Raw genomic sequence first — 15,599 nt, 5'->3', positions numbered from 1 at the left:
ATGTTCGAGGTGAAGCGGACGCGCGGCCGGCGGTCGCCGGCCGGACGTGCTCCAGCGCTCTCGGAATTGCCCTGCGACAGGGCCGCGTCGTCAGGCATCAGAAGAACTCTTCAATGAGCTCCGCGTCGAGCTGATGACGATATTCTTCGTCAACGTCCTGCGCGGCATCCGGCCCTTCCGATCGGGCGATGTGCGCACGCAATGCTTCGTAAATGCTACGATCTCCACGGATTTCGTGAAAGGCATCCCAAAGCGTCCTGTCCAACTGCCGGTCGTCTCCCGCAGCAGCATAAGCCTTCGCCAGCAAAAGGCGATCACGAGCCGATTTCGGCAACACGCTTACAAGCCGCTGGGCATCGTTGATCGCGGCCTTTGCCATACCTGCCCTTATTTCAAGGTTAATCCGGGCGCGAAGCGCGTAAACATGATCCGGCTCCTTCAGCAGGATCGTATCGAAAAGTTTCTTTGCTTCCGCCGCCCGTCCCGTCTGGGCAAGAGACTCCGCGATGATGGCATTCGTTCCCGAATTGGTGATGGTAATCGGAAGTATCGGCTGCGAACCAATCAATTCCATCGCATATTCGGGCTTCCCGACCTCGTTGAAGTAGGTCGCGTAGGCCAGCTGCTGCTGCGGACCTGCGGTCTTGCTCAACTCGCGTGCGGCTGCGACCGCCTCCGGGCTGTTCCAACGGTCCTTCCAAAGCGACAGAACGTCTCCGACCTGATCTCCCGGCGCATTCGGCGTGAGCATCGGCTGCGCGGCTCGCCGGGCCTGCGGATAATCCTTGTACCGGAGCGCTGCGTCGATGGCCTTTAGGCGGATCGCCGTTTCCTCGGGCTTGAGATTGGCCGCCTTCGTCGCTGCGGCCGCTACATCCGGCCAATCTTCCTGCCGCTCTGCGAGGGCCATCAGTCCCTTTGTCGCCGCAAAGTCGTTCGGCCGCATGCGAATCTGCTCCTTGAGGAGCGCCTCCGCCTCATCTGATTTGCCCCGGCCGACGAGAACGCGAGCCTTGAGCAGCTTCACGCCCGTCTCGTAGGGCATGATTTCCATCAGTGCGTCGACGTTCTTTTCAGCATCGTCGAGGTCCAGCCGCTTGATGGCGGCATAGCCGTAGGCGAGCTTGATGACGGGCTGGTTGGGATCGACGACTTCGAGTTGCCGGGCGAAGTCCTCCGACTTGTCGATATCGCCACTCAGCAGGGATATCTGCGTCAGGTTCGCCAGCGTGTCGGCGTTGTTCCGATCAAGCTCGTAAGCGCGCGTGAAGGCGTCGTAGGCCTCGCCGAACGCTCCCAGCTGGATCTGAACTTTGCCGAGTGCTTCCCAATATGTCGCCTCGTCGTCTTTCGCCTGGACAACCTTGAGCAGCGCCTTGCGAGCGGCTTCAAGGTCGCCTGCGGCAAAGGCCGCCTGATACTCAGCATAGCCCTGCCGCGCGGCCTCATCGCGCGAAGTACAGGCTCCCAGAGAGAGGGAAAGCGCCGTGGCGGCAATGCAACAAGCCGCAAAAAACGGGCTTCGGACCTTCATAATTTGTATATACTACTCTGCGAGTTATCGTTTTGTAACCTAGCATGCTGAACGGCGGGGCGAACCCGCATAGTGCGCGCGGACTGTCTGAAGGAGTCTTGCTGAGTGCGTAAATCGTTAATCGCATTGATTTGCGGGGTTCTCCTCCAGTCCATGTTCATCCAAGCCGCAGCCGCCCAAGTCCGGCGGCCGGCCGTGCCCGCGCAGACCAGCGCGGGCCGGCGTATCGCATCAATCCTGGCGACGATATCGAGATCATGGTGTGGGGCGACGAGCGCCTGCAGCGCGTAGTCCGTGTACTTCCGGACGGGACGTTCGCCTTCCCGCTGGTCGGACAAGTTGTTGCCGCCGGTCAGCTTCCGTCTGATCTCGAGCGAATCATCACTGCTGCGCTGCAGCCGCAGTACCGGGGCGCCGTTCCGCAGGTAACGGTCAGCGTCAAGAACCCCGGCGGCTATCAGTTTTCCGTCATTGGCAAGGTCCGCTCGCCGGGCACCTATACGCCCGGCCGGTACGTCAATGCGCTTGAGGCAATCAGCCTCGCGGGCGGGCCGACCGAGTTCGCCTCGATGGCGAATGTTCAAATTCTCCGTAAGTCCGGACAGCAGGTCCAGACCATCCGCGTTCGTCTGAACAATGTGCTGAAGGGCGATGCGACCGGCCTGACGGAGTCAGATATTCCGTTCATCCAGAGCGGCGATACGATGGTGGTGCCGTGATGACTTCTTTCCGCGCGCGATGCCTTGCGGCCACAATGGGGCGGCCGCCTTTTACGTTTCACCCGCTGCGGCTCAGGAGACTGCGCCGACGGACTCGTCGTCGACGACGGCGTCGGGGTTCAATGCGCCGACCGCGCCAAATCGTACCAATCTCACGTACCTGGATCTGACGGCGGGCGTTGGTTACTCGACCAATCCCTTTTTCGAGTTCAACGGCTCGAATGGGTCTGCTTTCGGACGCGCATCAGCTCGCGGTGTCCACAGTTGGGGCAACGACCGCGGACGTACGTCAATCACCGGCTTCGTCGAGGGCACGACATACTTCAACGATTATGGTGTGAAGAGCATTTTCCAGGTCACCGGGGACACCCAGCAGAAGCTGAGCGAGACGGTCACCGCGTTCGGGTCGCTCGGTTTCAGCGGCGACCTTTCAGGCCAGCTCGGAAACCGCTTCCTTTATACGCCCGGCCAGATCATCGTTCCCGATCCAAGCCTGCCGCCGACGCCGATTCCGGTCCAGGACCCGACGCTCTTCTCTTTCACCGGACGGCAATACCAGCTGTACGGTCAGGCCGGCGCGTCGATCCGTACCAGCTTGCGGAGCAGCGTCACCGTGTCGGGCGGCGCGCAGCACCTGTTCTACACGGACAAGCTGCTCGACGATTACACCACCGTCTTCGGGACCGCCGCATACAGCCATCAATTGTCGCAGCGGACGAGCATCGGCGTCAGCGTCGGCGCACATCACACGAACTATAATCGGTCCAGCGACAGTGCGACGATCGTCAACGCGGCGGTGACGGCCCGCTTGCTTCTCAGCGAGAGCTGGGATGCGAATGGCTCGCTCGGCGTGTCCTTCTCGAGTTTCGATCGTCTCACCGGCAACGGGCATTCGACGAACCTGTCGTTCGACGGCTCGGTCTGCCACACCAGTCCGACAGAACGCTTCTGCGGCCGGGTCGCTCGCTATATGGAGAGCCAGTCGCAGAACTCGCTCGTCACGACCAATTCGATTGGAGTGAACTGGTTCAAGATTCTGGACGACAAGCAGTCTGTCCAGCTTGCGGCGAACTACATCCATTACTCGTCGGACTTCAGAATCCTGACCGATCTGAAGAGCAACTATTTCAACCTCGCGGGCAGCTACAGCCGCAAGATCGGCAACCGCCTTTCCGGCGGCGTGGATCTTAGCGTTCGCAAGCTTGCGCAGACGGGGCCGGACCCCGACGTCGATTTCAGCGGGTCCTTGTTCGTCCGCTATCGACTGGGTGATCTCTAATGGAAGCTGCAACTGTCGAACGCGTCGAAGGCGGCGGGGTGGTGGGGCCTGGCTCATCAACCACATGCCGACGATCCTGTGGCAGCGCCGTTGGTACGTCATCATCCCTTTCGTGGCGATCTTTTCGGCGGCTCTGCTCACGGCATTCCTTCTGCCCACGCTCTACCGCTCCTCGGCAACTCTCCTGGTGGAATCGCAGAAGCTGCCGACCGCGATCGTGGACGATCCCGGCAATGGCCAGATCGAGCAGCGTATCGCTCGTATTCGTGAGCAGGTATTAAGCCGCGGGGACCTGATCAGCCTGATCGAGGCGAACGACCTTTATTCGTCCGAGCGCCGATCCAAGCCGATGTCCTACATCGTCGACAAGATGCGGAAGGCGACCTTGATCGGCGCACTTGCCGGCGACATCGGGCAGGGCGGCACTAGCAAGGACACGACGATCGCCGTCAGCATGAGCTTCGATTATCCGGAGCCGGGCAAGGCACAGACGGTCATGCAGTCCTACGTTACGCAGTTCCTTCGGATGGATAGCGACGAGGTTGAGGATCAGGCGAACCTCACAGTTCGCTTCCTGTCCGATCAGGCCGGAAAGCTGCAGACGCAGATCAGCGCGATCGAGAACCAGATCACTGCCCTGAAGTCGAGCAATGGTGCGGTCCTTGCCGGATCTGCGGTTCCGTACGCAGATACGGGCAGCTATTCAGCGCAGATCGCTACGCTCGAGGCAGAAAATCGCCGCCTGCTGGCTCAGACGCGCGGAACCGGTTCGGACTCGTCCTTGGGTCAGGCGGAGGCGCAGCTAGCAGCGCTGCGCGCAACGCTTAGCGATAATCACCCTGATGTCGTTCAAGCTCGCGAGCGTGTCGCCATTCTGCGCCAGGCAGCCCAGAGCGGCGGCGCCACGGCGACGTCCGCCGTTCAGGAGGAAATCCGGGCCAACAACGCTCAAATTGCCCAGCTTCGTGTCCTGAAGGATGCCCAGATCGAGCGCGTAAACTCTGCCATGGCCGGCCAGGCGCGTGCGCCTGCGATCATGGAACGCGCGATGCAGCTCGAGAACCAGGCCAGCGGCCTTCGCGAGCAGTATCGGAACGTTGCGGCCAATCTCATGAAGGCGCAGGGCAGCGCTCGTCTCGCCAACGAACAGCGCGCTGAGCGACTCTCGCTCGTTGAGCCACCGAACCTGCCGGATCAGCCGCATTGGCCGAACCGGCCGTTGGTCATCGCGGCCGGTGCCGCAGCGGGCCTGGGCCTGGGCTTTGTGCTCGCGCTACTGGTCGAGCTCCTGAACCGTCCGATGCGAAGCCCGGCGCAGCTGCAGGGCATGGGTTATCCGGTGCTCGGCGTGGTACCAATTCTTCAGAATAAGCCTGCTAAGAAGCGCTTCGGATTTTTGAGGAAGCGTGAGGCTGGCCTTGCATAACCCTATTCACCAGACGTCTGGAGCATCACCCTTGGTTGAGTCTGGAACGTCTCTTTCGGTGGCGCCGCTTCCCGACAGCCGGAACGCCGTCGAAGTCCCTTGGGATTCGGCGATGGCAAAGGATCGCGGGATCTTTGGCTTCGACAGCATGGATGGCCGGTCGCGGAGCTTCAACCTGATCCGCTCCCGCCTGCTCGATATGAAGGCCAAGAATGGCTGGCGTCTCTTCGGTGTCGTTTCCGCGACGCCGAATGTGGGCAAATCATTCATATCCGCGAATGTGGCCGCCGCATTGAGCCGGGATCCGCGCTATTCGACCTACGCCGTCGATCTCGACCTTCGCCGGGGCTCTTTGAGCAATATCTTCGACCTCGCGCCGCAGTCCGGCATCCGCGACTTCCTCGAAGGATCGCCAGGCGCGGATACGCCCGTTGCGTATCGTCTCGAAAACGAGCGGCTGCTGATCATGCCGACGGCGGCGGGGCGGATTCATTCAGCCGAATTGCTTGCCGGCGAGCGGGCCCAGGTCCTGCTTCGTTCAATGCGCGTGTCGGATGACAAGAACTTGTTTATTGTCGACCTGCCGCCCGTATTTGCGAACGACGACGCCGCGACTGTCATGGCTCGCCTCGACGCCTACATCGTCGTTGCGGAAGAGGGTAAGACGAAGACCCGTGAAGTTCATGACGCGATCAGCCACCTCGGCCAGTCGCGCCTCGCCGGTGTGGTTTTGAACAAGTATCGTGGTGGCGTCGTCAGCGAGGGCTACGGCGTCGATGACTATTACGCCGCCGGATACGCCCAAGCGGACCCGACGGCGAAAGTAGACTAGGTAAGCTTACTTCTTCGCCGCGGGCGTCGTGGCCGGCGGCGCAAAGCCTTCCTTATATTCGATTTTTGCAGAATCACGCGCAGCCTTCAGGCGGTCCTGGACCGTCGTGTTCGTCTTGTCGCGGCGCATGGAAGAGACTGCCACGGACTTCGCCTTGTCGCCCGTCAGTGGCGCCGGCTCGCGGCCGATGATAACGCTCGCAACTGCCTGATCACCGACCGGGATGATGAATGGCTCGGTGCCGATCGTGGTCAGCTGGCCGTAAATGTTCTGCGGGATGACCGCGGTGTCCAGCCGGTTCTTCTGACGAGTGAACTGGATGCCGGCCTTGGTCAGGACGGCAAGGACTTCATCAAGCGTCTTGGCATCGGCTAGCTGCTTCCGAAGCGCGCTGTCGGTCGGCATGGCGAACCGCACCTGATCAAGGCTCCACAGCTCGCGATTGGCGAAGACCCAGGGATGGCTCGCCTGGTACTTCTCGATATCGGCCGCGGTTGGCAGCTGAGCTGAATCGGTCTGTCGTGACGCGAACATGTTGATCAGCAGTTCTTCGGTCATCTTTCGCTGCCGGTTCAGGAATTCCGGCGACTTGTCGATGCCATCGGCCTTCGCCTGCTGTGCGAGCAGGCGGCGGTCGACCATGGCTTGGAGAACGCGTGTGCGAGCCTGATCCTTGTCGACGCCATCCGGGAGCTTCGCGGCGCCAAGTTCGGCGTTCAGCTCGGTCGCGGTAATCTCCTCGCCGTTTACGACGGCGACGGTCTGACCTTCGGCCTTCTTGTTGCAGGCCGACGCCAGCAAAGCCAGGCTGACGGCGAGTACTATTTTAGAACGCACGCTGGACCCCCAAGCATTTGAAATACATCTTGCGAACGGCCATAGCATGGCGGATTCGACCATGCCACAGGACATCGGCGGGAGAGGGTTTTGGAAACACCGTATGACTGGATCACGGTCGGAATCTTTGCCGGCCTGGTTGTTTTGTTCATGCAGCGCTCGACCTCCGACCAAGTGCAGGATGAGAATGACTCCATCTGGCTATACCTGGGCGCGGGGCTGGGCTGCGCGGTTGCCAATTATATCGGCAACAAGGGCATGCACTTCATCGCCATCCCGCTGATCCTGGCGACGCTGGGCTTCATCTTCTATTACTTGAAGCCATTGAAGTCCTGGCCGAAACGCTGAGGTTCAGCCGAACAGTACCCGCTGCGTCTGTGGCGTGACTGATCCCATCAGGTCGCGGATGAACTCATCGACGTCGGCAAGGGCAGCTGGCCGATCCACGCCATACGTCGAGACGCGCACCATCACGGCGTCGGGATGTATCCGCGCAGATTGTCCATGGCCACGGCCATCCGCTGCTGTCTCCAGCTGGTCGGCATGTGGTTGCCGATGCGAGTCCAGTAGACGATTTGCTCCGTCCGCCCGTCTCGTGTCGCGGAGATGCTGAGGGCGGGGAAGGCACGGCCGGCGATATCCACCGAATGCGGTGTGCTCGGTGACAGTTTGTAGCCCCCGGCGGTGTAACAGAATTCGGGCGGTGGATCTGGAGGATGCCCGATTGCGTAGGGCTTTGAGCGACGAGCAGCATGATGCCATTCCCCGCCTCATCCATGTAGGTTCGGGTCAGCAGCTGACTGTAGAGCGCCCGCGCAAGCTGATCCTCCGGCGGGACGACTAGGCCGCTATTTGAAACGAACGACCATCTGCCGATCTTTTCCGGGATGACATTCTCGAGCTTCTTGTCGCCGAGCAGATCGATGCTCTTTGTCGGCTGACGCGCAGCGGCAACCCCCGCGACCGATGCGAAGGCCAGACCGAGCGCGAATTTCCGTCGCGTGATCGACGTGTTCGGAGAGGTGATTTCGTCGCTCAATTTGCGAGCCGTTCGGTGCGAAGATTGAAGATGCGCGTGAACAGACTGTCGATCAGGAACACTGTCAGAAGCGCCACGGCGAACATCGTCAGTCCGGCGAAATCGTGCAGGAAGCCCTGCGCCGCCGCCTCACCCAAATAGTAGGTGATAAGGATGAGGATGAGGACTCGGATGAAATTGGAGAAAACCGCGATCGGGATCACGGACGCGGCGATGATCAGGAATGCCGGTACGTTCTGGCGATGCCGGAGGTACCCGTAGAAGAGACAGATCGCACCGAGGCTGATAATCGAATTCAGTCCCGCGCAGGCAGCCGCGACAAGCAACTCATATTGGGCAATCTGGATCATCACCCCGAGCTGGCGATCGGATATCCCAGTGCGTGGAGCAGGCTCACCGCCCATTCGGAAATGATGATCTTGATCGGCTGCGTGATCGCCGCAACGACAGAATCCGGAGGCGGCAGGGTTAGGGCCAAGTAGAACAGCGGAAACCAGATCGACCGGACAAGCGCCCGCCGAACAGCAGATAGGACCCGACGATAAGGGCACCGTACATCGCGAGCGCTTCGATCTCGAGAACACCCGTGATGCGCGCCACAAGATAGATGCCCAGCAAAACGACAAGTGAAAGCCCGCCGATAATCGAATTGCCGGGCTTTCGCGGCGCCGGACTGGCTTGCACTTCGCGCCAGAGCAGCCAAAGTCCCGTCGCGAGTACGATCGGCCCGTGGCCGCCTTGTTCGGTCGTCCAATTGAACCGTCCGACCTCGTACATCGTCGGCAGCACAAGCAGCGCGGCGCCAATAATCAACGCAAGATCGGCTAAACCGATCGAGCGCAGACCACTGGTTTGAGGTGGCTCCCGGGTCAAAAGCAACAGGGGTACTCGCTCGCGGCACGTGCATCTCGCTGGTAGTGCACGAAAGAGCTAAACCTAGTCTAAATAAGCCGCAAGCTACTGGAAGGTCCCCTTGACGATTTTGAGACAGTTCGCGTGACGGCCTTAGTCGTAATCTTGCTGGCGCCATTTGCGGTCCTCACCACAGTCTTTGCGCTGGAGCTTTTCGTCGGGCTCGGTTCGTCTTCAGCCGCCGCCGACAAGCGCTCGGGCGCTTCGGCCGTTATCGTCGTCCCCGCGCATGACGAAGGCCTGGTCATCGGTGAGACATTGCGGTCGCTGAAGGCGGCGCTTGGCGAAAGAATGCGGCTTCTCGTCGTCGCCGACAATTGCACGGACTCAACTGCTGAAATTGGTCGGGAGGCGGGCGTCGAGGTGCTTGAGCGTCGAAACCTCGATCAACGGGGCAAGGGTTTCGCGCTGGCCTTCGCTGCGGACCACCTGCGCTCGGATCCGCCCGACGTATTCGCAGTCATGGACGCTGACTGCTGCATCGATAAAGCGAGCCTTCAGGCGCTCGTTGCCAGTGCGTCCGCCGGGCGCCCGAGCCAAACGATCAACCTCTTGCGACCCGACCGCTCCGCGCCGCCGCTGGTCCAGCTTTCGACCTTTGCATTCCTGATCAAAAACCTCGTCCGTCAACGAGGACTGCAGCGGATGGCCGGGCGAGTGCATCTGACAGGCACGGGCATGGCTATGCCCTTTTCTCTTTTTGACGCGTCGAGCCACGTACGCTCGAGCGTGGTCGAGGATTTGGCGCTGGGGCTCGAGCTCTCGGATGCGGGGCATCCGCCGGTTCTCGTGACGAACGCCTTCGTGTGGAGTGGCGGGAGCACGGAGCGAGGCACGCTGACCCAGCGCCGGCGGTGGGAAGGGGCTTTATCGCGACGGCGTTGCGCTGGGGTCCACGCGAAGTGCTGCATGGCGTCCGAAGCGGAAACCTTCGCGGCATATTGTCCGGGCTCGACCTGATGATCCCGCCGCTCGCGTTGTTCGCGACCCTGAACCTGGCCGTTCTGTGCGTCGCCGCCGGCCTCACCGCGGTTTCGGGCGCAAAGTGGTGGCCAATTTTGGTGCAGGTCTCGCTGCTTTGCATCGCGGGGGCCGGTTTGCTGCTGGCTTGGGCGAAGGAAGGCCGCCAGTTCATCTCGTTCGGCGCGCTAGCTCGTCTGCCGCTGTACATGCTTTGGAAGCTGCCGATGTACCTCGGCCTCGCTCGCGGTGGTGCGCCGAAGGAGTGGCTTCGAACCGGCCGCTAGGACAGATTCGAAAGCGCCACGATCGCCGCAATCGTGATGCCGAGGAGGGCCGCAATGAGAGCATGGGGCAACCCGAAGGAGAAGCGGCCCTTCAGCAGGAGCTGTTGTTCCGGATCTTCGTTTTCAGGCATTAGCGCTTTCCGAACATCAAACGCGTGGCTTCGGCGACGCGGACGCGTGGTTCCCACCCAAGCTCGGCTTTCGCCTTCGCATTGGAATAGTTGAACGGTCGCCAGCGCGCCTTCTGCCTCGGGTAATCAAGAATTTCCGGCAGCCGCGCTTTGCCGCCGAAGAAGAGCCTGTTCACCAGTCTCACCCCGAGACCCATGGAGGCGACGAACCACCACGGGACGTAGAGGGCGCGGCGGGCGTCCGAACCTGCGGCGCGACACGCTCGATGATAACCCGCGTGCGTTGGAACCTCGTCGTCGACAATGTTGAAAACGCCATCGACACCGACCTTCTCGACCGCCGCGGCGATCGCCTCCGCGCAATTGTCGACGTGCGTGAGCCGAAGCTTCGCGAGCGGACTGAAGACCAGCTCGAACTTCCCGGTCTTCATTGCGGCACCCGAATCCCAGTCCTTGCCTGGCCCGTAGATCGCGCCGGGGCGAATGCTCGCGAACGAAACGCCGTGCTCTGCGCAGGTCGATGCGGCCAGGTCCTCCTGGAGCATCTTCGTCCAGGTGTAGGCATCCCGCCGCGATGGGTCGGGTTCAAGCGGGTGCTTCTCATCGATCGCGCGCCCGCCGCCGGCATAGTCGTAAACCGAGAAGCTGCTGATGAGGACGAAACGCTGGAGCGACTCCCAGTCGATGCAGTTGAGCAGGTTCTCCGTCGCGACCACGGTGCCGGCGAATTGGTCCGGAAATCCTCCGCCCGTCGACGCGGCCGCGTGAACGACGGCATCCACACCGCGGACGGCTTTGCACCATTCGCCGCCCTGCCGCAGATCGCCTCGAATGTAATTGACGTTCGGAGAGACTGGCTGCGGCAAGGACGCCGCCGGCCTGGCCATCGCGACGACTTCGTGCCCGCGCTCTGCCAATGCACGTACGACTGCACGGCCGAGAAAGCCTGTTGCTCCGGTCACAAGGACCTTCATCGTGCGATCTTCAATGCCACTAGGCGATCCACGAGCCTGGCCGTGTCGATCATTTGTGCAGGCGTGAATGGCGGCTCGCCGGATGTAGCCAGCGACCGATAGATGGCGTCGAGCATGCGGGGCATGCCGTGATACGTGCCGTGCTGCATAACCTTGTTGCGCAGGTTGCGGGTGCCGGCTCGAACCAGTGAAAACCCGTTGCGGATCTGGCCGATGAAGCTGCGCTTGCCGATGTTGGGCGGCCCATCGATACGCAGGAACGGATTGAACAGGTCGCTTTCGAGCGACGCATCCGTCCCGCGCGCGTAGACGCGGAAAGAATCTGGGCCGACGTCGCTGGTGATCCGGAGCCTCCCGCGGACATTTCCTGCGACGACCAGCGCATCGAGATGGTCGAAACCGGCGCGCGAATTGCCGCTGAGGTTCGCAAGGCGACCCTGGACATCGTCGACGTCGCCTGAATGCCCGGCGAAGACCAGAAAAAGGTAGGCAAGGTGGGGCAGGAAGTCGTGGACTGCTCCAGCTGGAAGGTCGACACCGGGTCCGGCAAGGTTGAGATCGCCGAACGGTCCGCCGAGGAAATCGAGAGACAGGATCAGGTCGATCTCCCGGATTTCACCGAGCTCGCCGCCGTCGATGATCCGCCGGATGTCGATGACCTGGTCGTTGAAAAGATAGTTGCGGCTTTCGACCAAGAGGCGATCTCGCTCGGCGGCGTAATCGAGCAGGTCCGCTGTCTCGTTAGCTGTGCCCGCCATCGGCTTCTCGCAAATCACGTTCGCGCCAGCGTCCAGGCAATCGCGGGCAATCGCCACGTGGGTATGCGGCGGGGTGAGGATGTGGACGACGTCCGGCTTCGCATCCGCAAGCATTGCCGCATGATCGGTGTACGCCTTGGCCGCATGGAAGCGCTTCTGCACGAAGGTGGCAGCCGCGTTCGATCGATCGCAAACCGCCACAAGTTCGACCAACGGCGATTCCGACAGATACGGCAGATGCTCGTAGGCGATCGTGCCGCACCCGATCACCGCGCATTTGAGGGGCTGACCGGAATTCATGCGACGACCTCGGCACGGTTCGTCAGCAGCTCGAACATGGCATCGCAATTGCGATGACGTTCATGTTGCTGCTCGACGCGCTTCCGGGCTGCGGCGATTATTGAGTCCCGCAGGTTCGGAGCACTCAGAAGCTTCTCGATCGCATCGGCAAGTGCTTCCACGTTGCCGGCCGGGACGGTCAAGCCAGTCTCTCCGTTCACCACCAGCTCCGGAATGCCGGCGATCGACGATGCGACGACGGGCACGCCTACGGCCATGGCCTCCATGATCGAAATCGGCAGTCCTTCCGCGAAGGAGGTCAGGCAGAACACATCCGATGCCTCGAGCCGTTCGCGAACCTGGCCGGGTGGCAGTTCACCCGTCAACTCGACGTAATCTGCCATCCCCTCGTTCGCGATTTCGCTGCGGATCAGGCCTTCGAGCGGACCGCTGCCAATCAAAGTCAGATGCACCTTGGTGCTGCGATCGGCGAGCAGTTTGCAGGCGCGAAGGAGCACGACCTGGCCCTTTTCGGTGGAAAGCCTGCCGACGCTGATCAGACGCGGGACTGCGGATTGAGGCCGCGCGGGCCGCTGTCGGAACCGGGAAAGGTCGATTCCGCACCGGACGACCCGGGCGCGATTCCAGAGCGATGGATGCAAAAGCCGATAGAGTTGGGAGCGCGTGAAATCGCTGACGCAAACCACGAACGAGGCGCTCGCCGCCTTGAGGTCCAGCCTGGCGATCGTCTCGTCGACGAAATCCTGGAATCCGTGGATCGTGAAGCTCCAGTTCGCCCGGCGCTCGCCGAAGTTCATGATTTCGGCTGCAAACCAGGCGATCGTTGCAGGAGCCTGCCCGAACTGCGCGTGCAGGTGATGAATGTTGCGGCGCTGGCATTCTCGCGCGACCGCAGCGCCCTGCAGCAAATGGGAGAAGCGCCGAGCCGTCAGCGGCAGATCCCCACGCGCCGACTTGACCGCAGTTCCGATCAACTTGGCCATCGCCAACGGGTGCCTCAGGGCTGCCGAGGAGAATGCCCCGAGAAGATCACCCCAGCTGCGCTTGAGGTAATGAGTCTTGGCGTATCGCGTCCTCGCGTCCTCGGAGAGCAGGTCCGCCTGGTCGGGCAGATTCATCGCAAACGGCGCAATCGTCGCGCCGCGCAACTCCATCTCGTCGATCTCCCCGGAGAGGAACGACAGAGCAACTCGCGGATAATGCGTCATCACATAAGCGACGGTCGGCGAGGGCGGCTCGTTCGTCATGCCGGCGAACGCCCAATCGTTTGCGAACTTTTGTAATCGAAGCTCAAGTCGCCCTTCGATGTCAGGAAATATTTGAGAACTCCCTTCGCCTCTCCGAGCTTGGCAAACATCATGAGAGCGGCATATTTCCAGGCGTAGGCCGACCCGCCTTTGCGAAGCGCGATCCTCGCAATTTGAAGCGCGTAAAGGGCCGGGATCGCCAGTAACAGAAACGGTTTGCCGACCAGAAATGCGCAAAGAATGACGATCGCTGGTATGATCGCGGCCCAGAGGAATGCGCTCACCATCTCCCGCCCGTAGAGACGATTGGCAGCCCGCGGCCGGCGGTCCACACCTGCGCATAGCCGTACCCCGATCGGGCGGCGCGCTGCATCCACTGGGACAGGTTGTGGATCGCAGCGTCGTGGCGCGTCATCCGCGCATCCAGCCGCCAGATCTCCCAACCCACCTCACGCAGGCGCGCGCAGAGGTCCGGCTCTTCGCCGGCAATCAGGCCCGAACGAAATCCGCCGACCTGCTCGAAGGCGGCAACCCGCATCAGGGCATCGCCGCCGCAACTTTGCACGAGGCCGACCGGCGTATCCCACTCGTCGTCGATGATGCGATTGTAGAACGAGGCGTCGGGATGCGCCTCGAACCGCCGTCCGCATGCGACCGCGGCCTTGGGATTCTCGTCGAGAAATCGCGCGGCCATTGCGACCCATTCCCGCTCCACGACACAGTCGCCATCGATGAAATGAACGTAGGCACAGTCCGGAAATTGCTGACGCAGAGCCTGAAAGCCGGTGTTGCGGCCTCGCGCGGCGGTCATCGGAGAGCCTTCGGCAATGACAGTCACCGCGCCCGCCTCGCGCGCAAGGGCGACGCTCCCGTCGGCCGATCCGGAGTCCGCATACACGACGCGGTTGGTGATCGGTGCGATGGATTGAAGGCATTGCCTCAGCCGCTCGCCCTCGTTTCGGCCGATCACGACGAACCCGACACCAGGATTTGAAAGAGTCTCGGTCATAGGCCCGCAATGCTCGCCTGAAGGTCGTTCAGAAGAGGAAAGAGGGTCGTGATCCCGCCGGTCAGCCCGACGAGCGCAAGAAGTTCGCGGAACGCGAGGATTGAGCCAAAGAAGATAAGCGACAGCACCAGGTCATCCCGTCCGAACCCCAGATGCTGGCGGCGGCTGAACGTCCAGAGCGCGATGTACCGGACAACCTCGCCAAGGCTGAGCACCAGTACCGCCATCATGAAACCGTAGAGGTGAAAGGTCAGCGGGAGGGCGACGACGTAGAACAGCAACTTCGCTCCGCTCGACAGGGCAGGGTAGGCCGGTCGCTTCGTGCCCAGCATAATGGAATCGTTGATCGTGCAGAGGATTGAAAACCACACGCCGATCAGCAGGAGCGGAAGGATCGCGCCCGCCTGGAGATAACGGTCGTCATACAGCAACTGAATGATGAGATCGGAAACGGAAACCACCGCGCCTAATCCAAGCGCTGCCGCAAGGAAGAGCAGGCGACGGCCGCGGAGAACGCGCGACCGAACCTCGACTTCCGAGATTTGCCACGCTGCGACAGTGGGAAACAAAACCATGTTGCTCGCTCGGACGGCGAACTGGTTGAACATGTCCGTCAGCGCGCGGGCAATCGAGAAGATTCCGAGCTCGGTGAGCGTGATCTGCCTGGCGAAGTAGAGCCGGTCAAAGTTCATCGCCAGGAAGTATATGATCGACGAGAGAAATATCCATTTGCCGAAGCTGATGATCTGCCCCGCAATCGCCTTATCGATGAAGAAGCGGTGGCGGATGCCGGGGATGAGCAGGTAGCTCGCGATCAGGCTGATCGCGGATCCGACTACGCTTCCAAGAACCAGCGCCCAAATTGTCGGCGTTACGATGGCGAGGCTCACCTGGGCGATGATTGTGAGGGTGAGGCCGCAAAGCTCGAACAGACCGGCGCGAACGACGTTGATCTGCTTCTGGAGCAGGCCACCGCTGGTCGACATCAGGCCGCTGAAAACGAACATCAGCGACGCGACCGGAAGGATCACCGCCAGTTCGGGCTGCCTGAAGAATGCTGCGAGCGGCTGCGACAATGCAAAGGCGATGCTGCCAAGAAGCACCCGCGGAGCACCTGAAGCGTCCAGGCGGTATCGTAGAAATCCTTGGTATGGCCCTGCGGACTGCTGACGATATTCTGGTTGATGCCGAGATCCGACAGAAGCTCGACGCCGACGCGGATGGCATTGACGATCGTCATCAGGCCAAACAGCGAGGGCGCCAGCAACCGTGCCAACAGAACGTTGTTGAGCAGCCGCAAAACCTGGTTCGCGCCGAACACGACCGAGGTCCAGCCGATCCTCGCGGCCATGGTT

The 15,599-nt window shown here is 61.5% G+C and carries 16 protein-coding genes and 3 pseudogenes; 7 read left to right on the top strand and 12 right to left on the bottom strand.

Annotation, left to right across the window (positions count from 1 at the left end; genetic code table 11):
- Positions 1-97: 97 nt before the first annotated feature.
- Positions 98-1,534, bottom strand: coding sequence for a tetratricopeptide repeat protein (locus H9L15_RS14385; protein WP_187714551.1), 1,437 nt, complete (start codon positions 1,532-1,534; stop codon positions 98-100).
- 257 nt (positions 1,535-1,791) lie between these two features.
- Between H9L15_RS14385 and H9L15_RS14380 the strand changes: the two genes are divergently transcribed.
- From H9L15_RS14380 to H9L15_RS14365, 4 genes are all read left to right on the top strand, one after another.
- The gene (locus H9L15_RS14380) at positions 1,792-2,253 is read left to right on the top strand and encodes a polysaccharide biosynthesis/export family protein (protein WP_262984826.1); all 462 of its coding nucleotides are present in this window, start codon (positions 1,792-1,794) and stop codon (positions 2,251-2,253) included.
- A 19-nt stretch (positions 2,254-2,272) separates the two neighbouring features.
- Positions 2,273-3,532 (top strand): hypothetical protein, encoded by a 1,260-nt coding sequence (locus H9L15_RS14375; protein WP_187714549.1) that lies wholly within the window; start codon positions 2,273-2,275, stop codon positions 3,530-3,532.
- 64 nt (positions 3,533-3,596) lie between these two features.
- A complete protein-coding gene (locus H9L15_RS14370) occupies positions 3,597-4,958 on the top strand; it encodes a lipopolysaccharide biosynthesis protein (protein ID WP_187714548.1) in 1,362 nt (453 codons plus the stop codon).
- Positions 4,959-5,070: 112 nt separating this feature from the next.
- The gene (locus H9L15_RS14365) at positions 5,071-5,790 is read left to right on the top strand and encodes a CpsD/CapB family tyrosine-protein kinase (RefSeq protein ID WP_223276301.1); all 720 of its coding nucleotides are present in this window, start codon (positions 5,071-5,073) and stop codon (positions 5,788-5,790) included.
- Positions 5,791-5,796: 6 nt separating this feature from the next.
- On the opposite strand, the gene H9L15_RS14360 is transcribed toward H9L15_RS14365, so the two are convergent.
- Positions 5,797-6,627 (bottom strand): SurA N-terminal domain-containing protein, encoded by an 831-nt coding sequence (locus tag H9L15_RS14360; protein ID WP_187714546.1) that lies wholly within the window; start codon positions 6,625-6,627, stop codon positions 5,797-5,799.
- Positions 6,628-6,717: 90 nt separating this feature from the next.
- Between H9L15_RS14360 and H9L15_RS14355 the strand changes: the two genes are divergently transcribed.
- Positions 6,718-6,975: an XrtV sorting system accessory protein gene (locus tag H9L15_RS14355; protein WP_187714545.1), complete on the top strand. Its 258-nt coding sequence runs from the start codon at positions 6,718-6,720 to the stop codon at positions 6,973-6,975.
- Positions 6,976-6,978: 3 nt separating this feature from the next.
- On the opposite strand, the gene H9L15_RS19145 is transcribed toward H9L15_RS14355, so the two are convergent.
- From H9L15_RS19145 to xrtV, 3 genes and pseudogenes are all read right to left on the bottom strand, one after another.
- Entirely contained in the window at positions 6,979-7,101 is a 123-nt protein-coding gene (locus H9L15_RS19145; RefSeq protein WP_262984825.1) for a hypothetical protein, read from the bottom strand.
- Positions 7,098-7,666, bottom strand: a pseudogene (locus H9L15_RS14350) (exosortase C-terminal domain/associated protein EpsI). Before H9L15_RS14350 ends, H9L15_RS19145 begins: the two are co-directional and overlap by 4 nt.
- Positions 7,663-8,443, bottom strand: a pseudogene (xrtV, locus tag H9L15_RS18085) (exosortase V). The pseudogenes H9L15_RS14350 and xrtV overlap by 4 nt, the downstream one beginning before the upstream one ends.
- 240 nt (positions 8,444-8,683) lie before the next feature.
- Here xrtV and H9L15_RS14335 point away from each other — a divergent pair.
- Positions 8,684-9,538, top strand: a complete 855-nt coding sequence (locus H9L15_RS14335) for a glycosyltransferase family 2 protein (protein ID WP_187714541.1) — start codon at positions 8,684-8,686, stop codon at positions 9,536-9,538.
- A complete protein-coding gene (locus H9L15_RS14330; RefSeq protein ID WP_187714540.1) occupies positions 9,538-9,825 on the top strand; it encodes a hypothetical protein in 288 nt (95 codons plus the stop codon). The genes H9L15_RS14335 and H9L15_RS14330 overlap by 1 nt, the downstream gene beginning before the upstream one ends.
- Here H9L15_RS14330 and H9L15_RS19140 read toward each other — a convergent pair.
- From H9L15_RS19140 to H9L15_RS14305, 7 genes and pseudogenes are all read right to left on the bottom strand, one after another.
- Positions 9,822-9,956 (bottom strand): hypothetical protein, encoded by a 135-nt coding sequence (locus H9L15_RS19140; protein ID WP_262984824.1) that lies wholly within the window; start codon positions 9,954-9,956, stop codon positions 9,822-9,824. The two genes, H9L15_RS14330 and H9L15_RS19140, sit on opposite strands and share 4 nt — an antisense overlap.
- Positions 9,956-10,930 carry an NAD-dependent epimerase/dehydratase family protein gene (locus tag H9L15_RS14325; protein WP_187714539.1) on the bottom strand — a complete coding sequence of 325 codons (975 nt, stop codon included), beginning with the start codon at positions 10,928-10,930 and terminating at the stop codon, positions 9,956-9,958. Before H9L15_RS14325 ends, H9L15_RS19140 begins: the two co-directional genes overlap by 1 nt.
- Positions 10,927-11,988, bottom strand: coding sequence for a Gfo/Idh/MocA family protein (locus H9L15_RS14320; RefSeq protein ID WP_187714538.1), 1,062 nt, complete (start codon positions 11,986-11,988; stop codon positions 10,927-10,929). The genes H9L15_RS14325 and H9L15_RS14320 overlap by 4 nt, the downstream gene beginning before the upstream one ends.
- Complete coding sequence (locus tag H9L15_RS14315) at positions 11,985-13,235, bottom strand: glycosyltransferase (RefSeq protein WP_187714537.1); 1,251 nt, start codon at positions 13,233-13,235, stop codon at positions 11,985-11,987. The genes H9L15_RS14320 and H9L15_RS14315 overlap by 4 nt, the downstream gene beginning before the upstream one ends.
- On the bottom strand, positions 13,232-13,519 hold the full coding sequence (locus H9L15_RS18080) for a hypothetical protein (RefSeq protein ID WP_223276300.1): 288 nt from the start codon (positions 13,517-13,519) through the stop codon (positions 13,232-13,234). The genes H9L15_RS14315 and H9L15_RS18080 overlap by 4 nt, the downstream gene beginning before the upstream one ends.
- Complete coding sequence (locus H9L15_RS14310; protein WP_223276299.1) at positions 13,516-14,244, bottom strand: glycosyltransferase family 2 protein; 729 nt, start codon at positions 14,242-14,244, stop codon at positions 13,516-13,518. Before H9L15_RS14310 ends, H9L15_RS18080 begins: the two co-directional genes overlap by 4 nt.
- A pseudogene (locus H9L15_RS14305) lies at positions 14,241-15,595 on the bottom strand (oligosaccharide flippase family protein). Before H9L15_RS14305 ends, H9L15_RS14310 begins: the two are co-directional and overlap by 4 nt.
- Between the last annotated feature and the right edge of the window lie 4 nt (positions 15,596-15,599).

The organism is Sphingomonas daechungensis (assembly GCF_014489495.1).
Taxonomy (GTDB): Bacteria; Pseudomonadota; Alphaproteobacteria; order Sphingomonadales; family Sphingomonadaceae; genus Sphingomicrobium; species Sphingomicrobium daechungense.
This window is presented reverse-complemented; position numbering and strand designations above follow the sequence as displayed.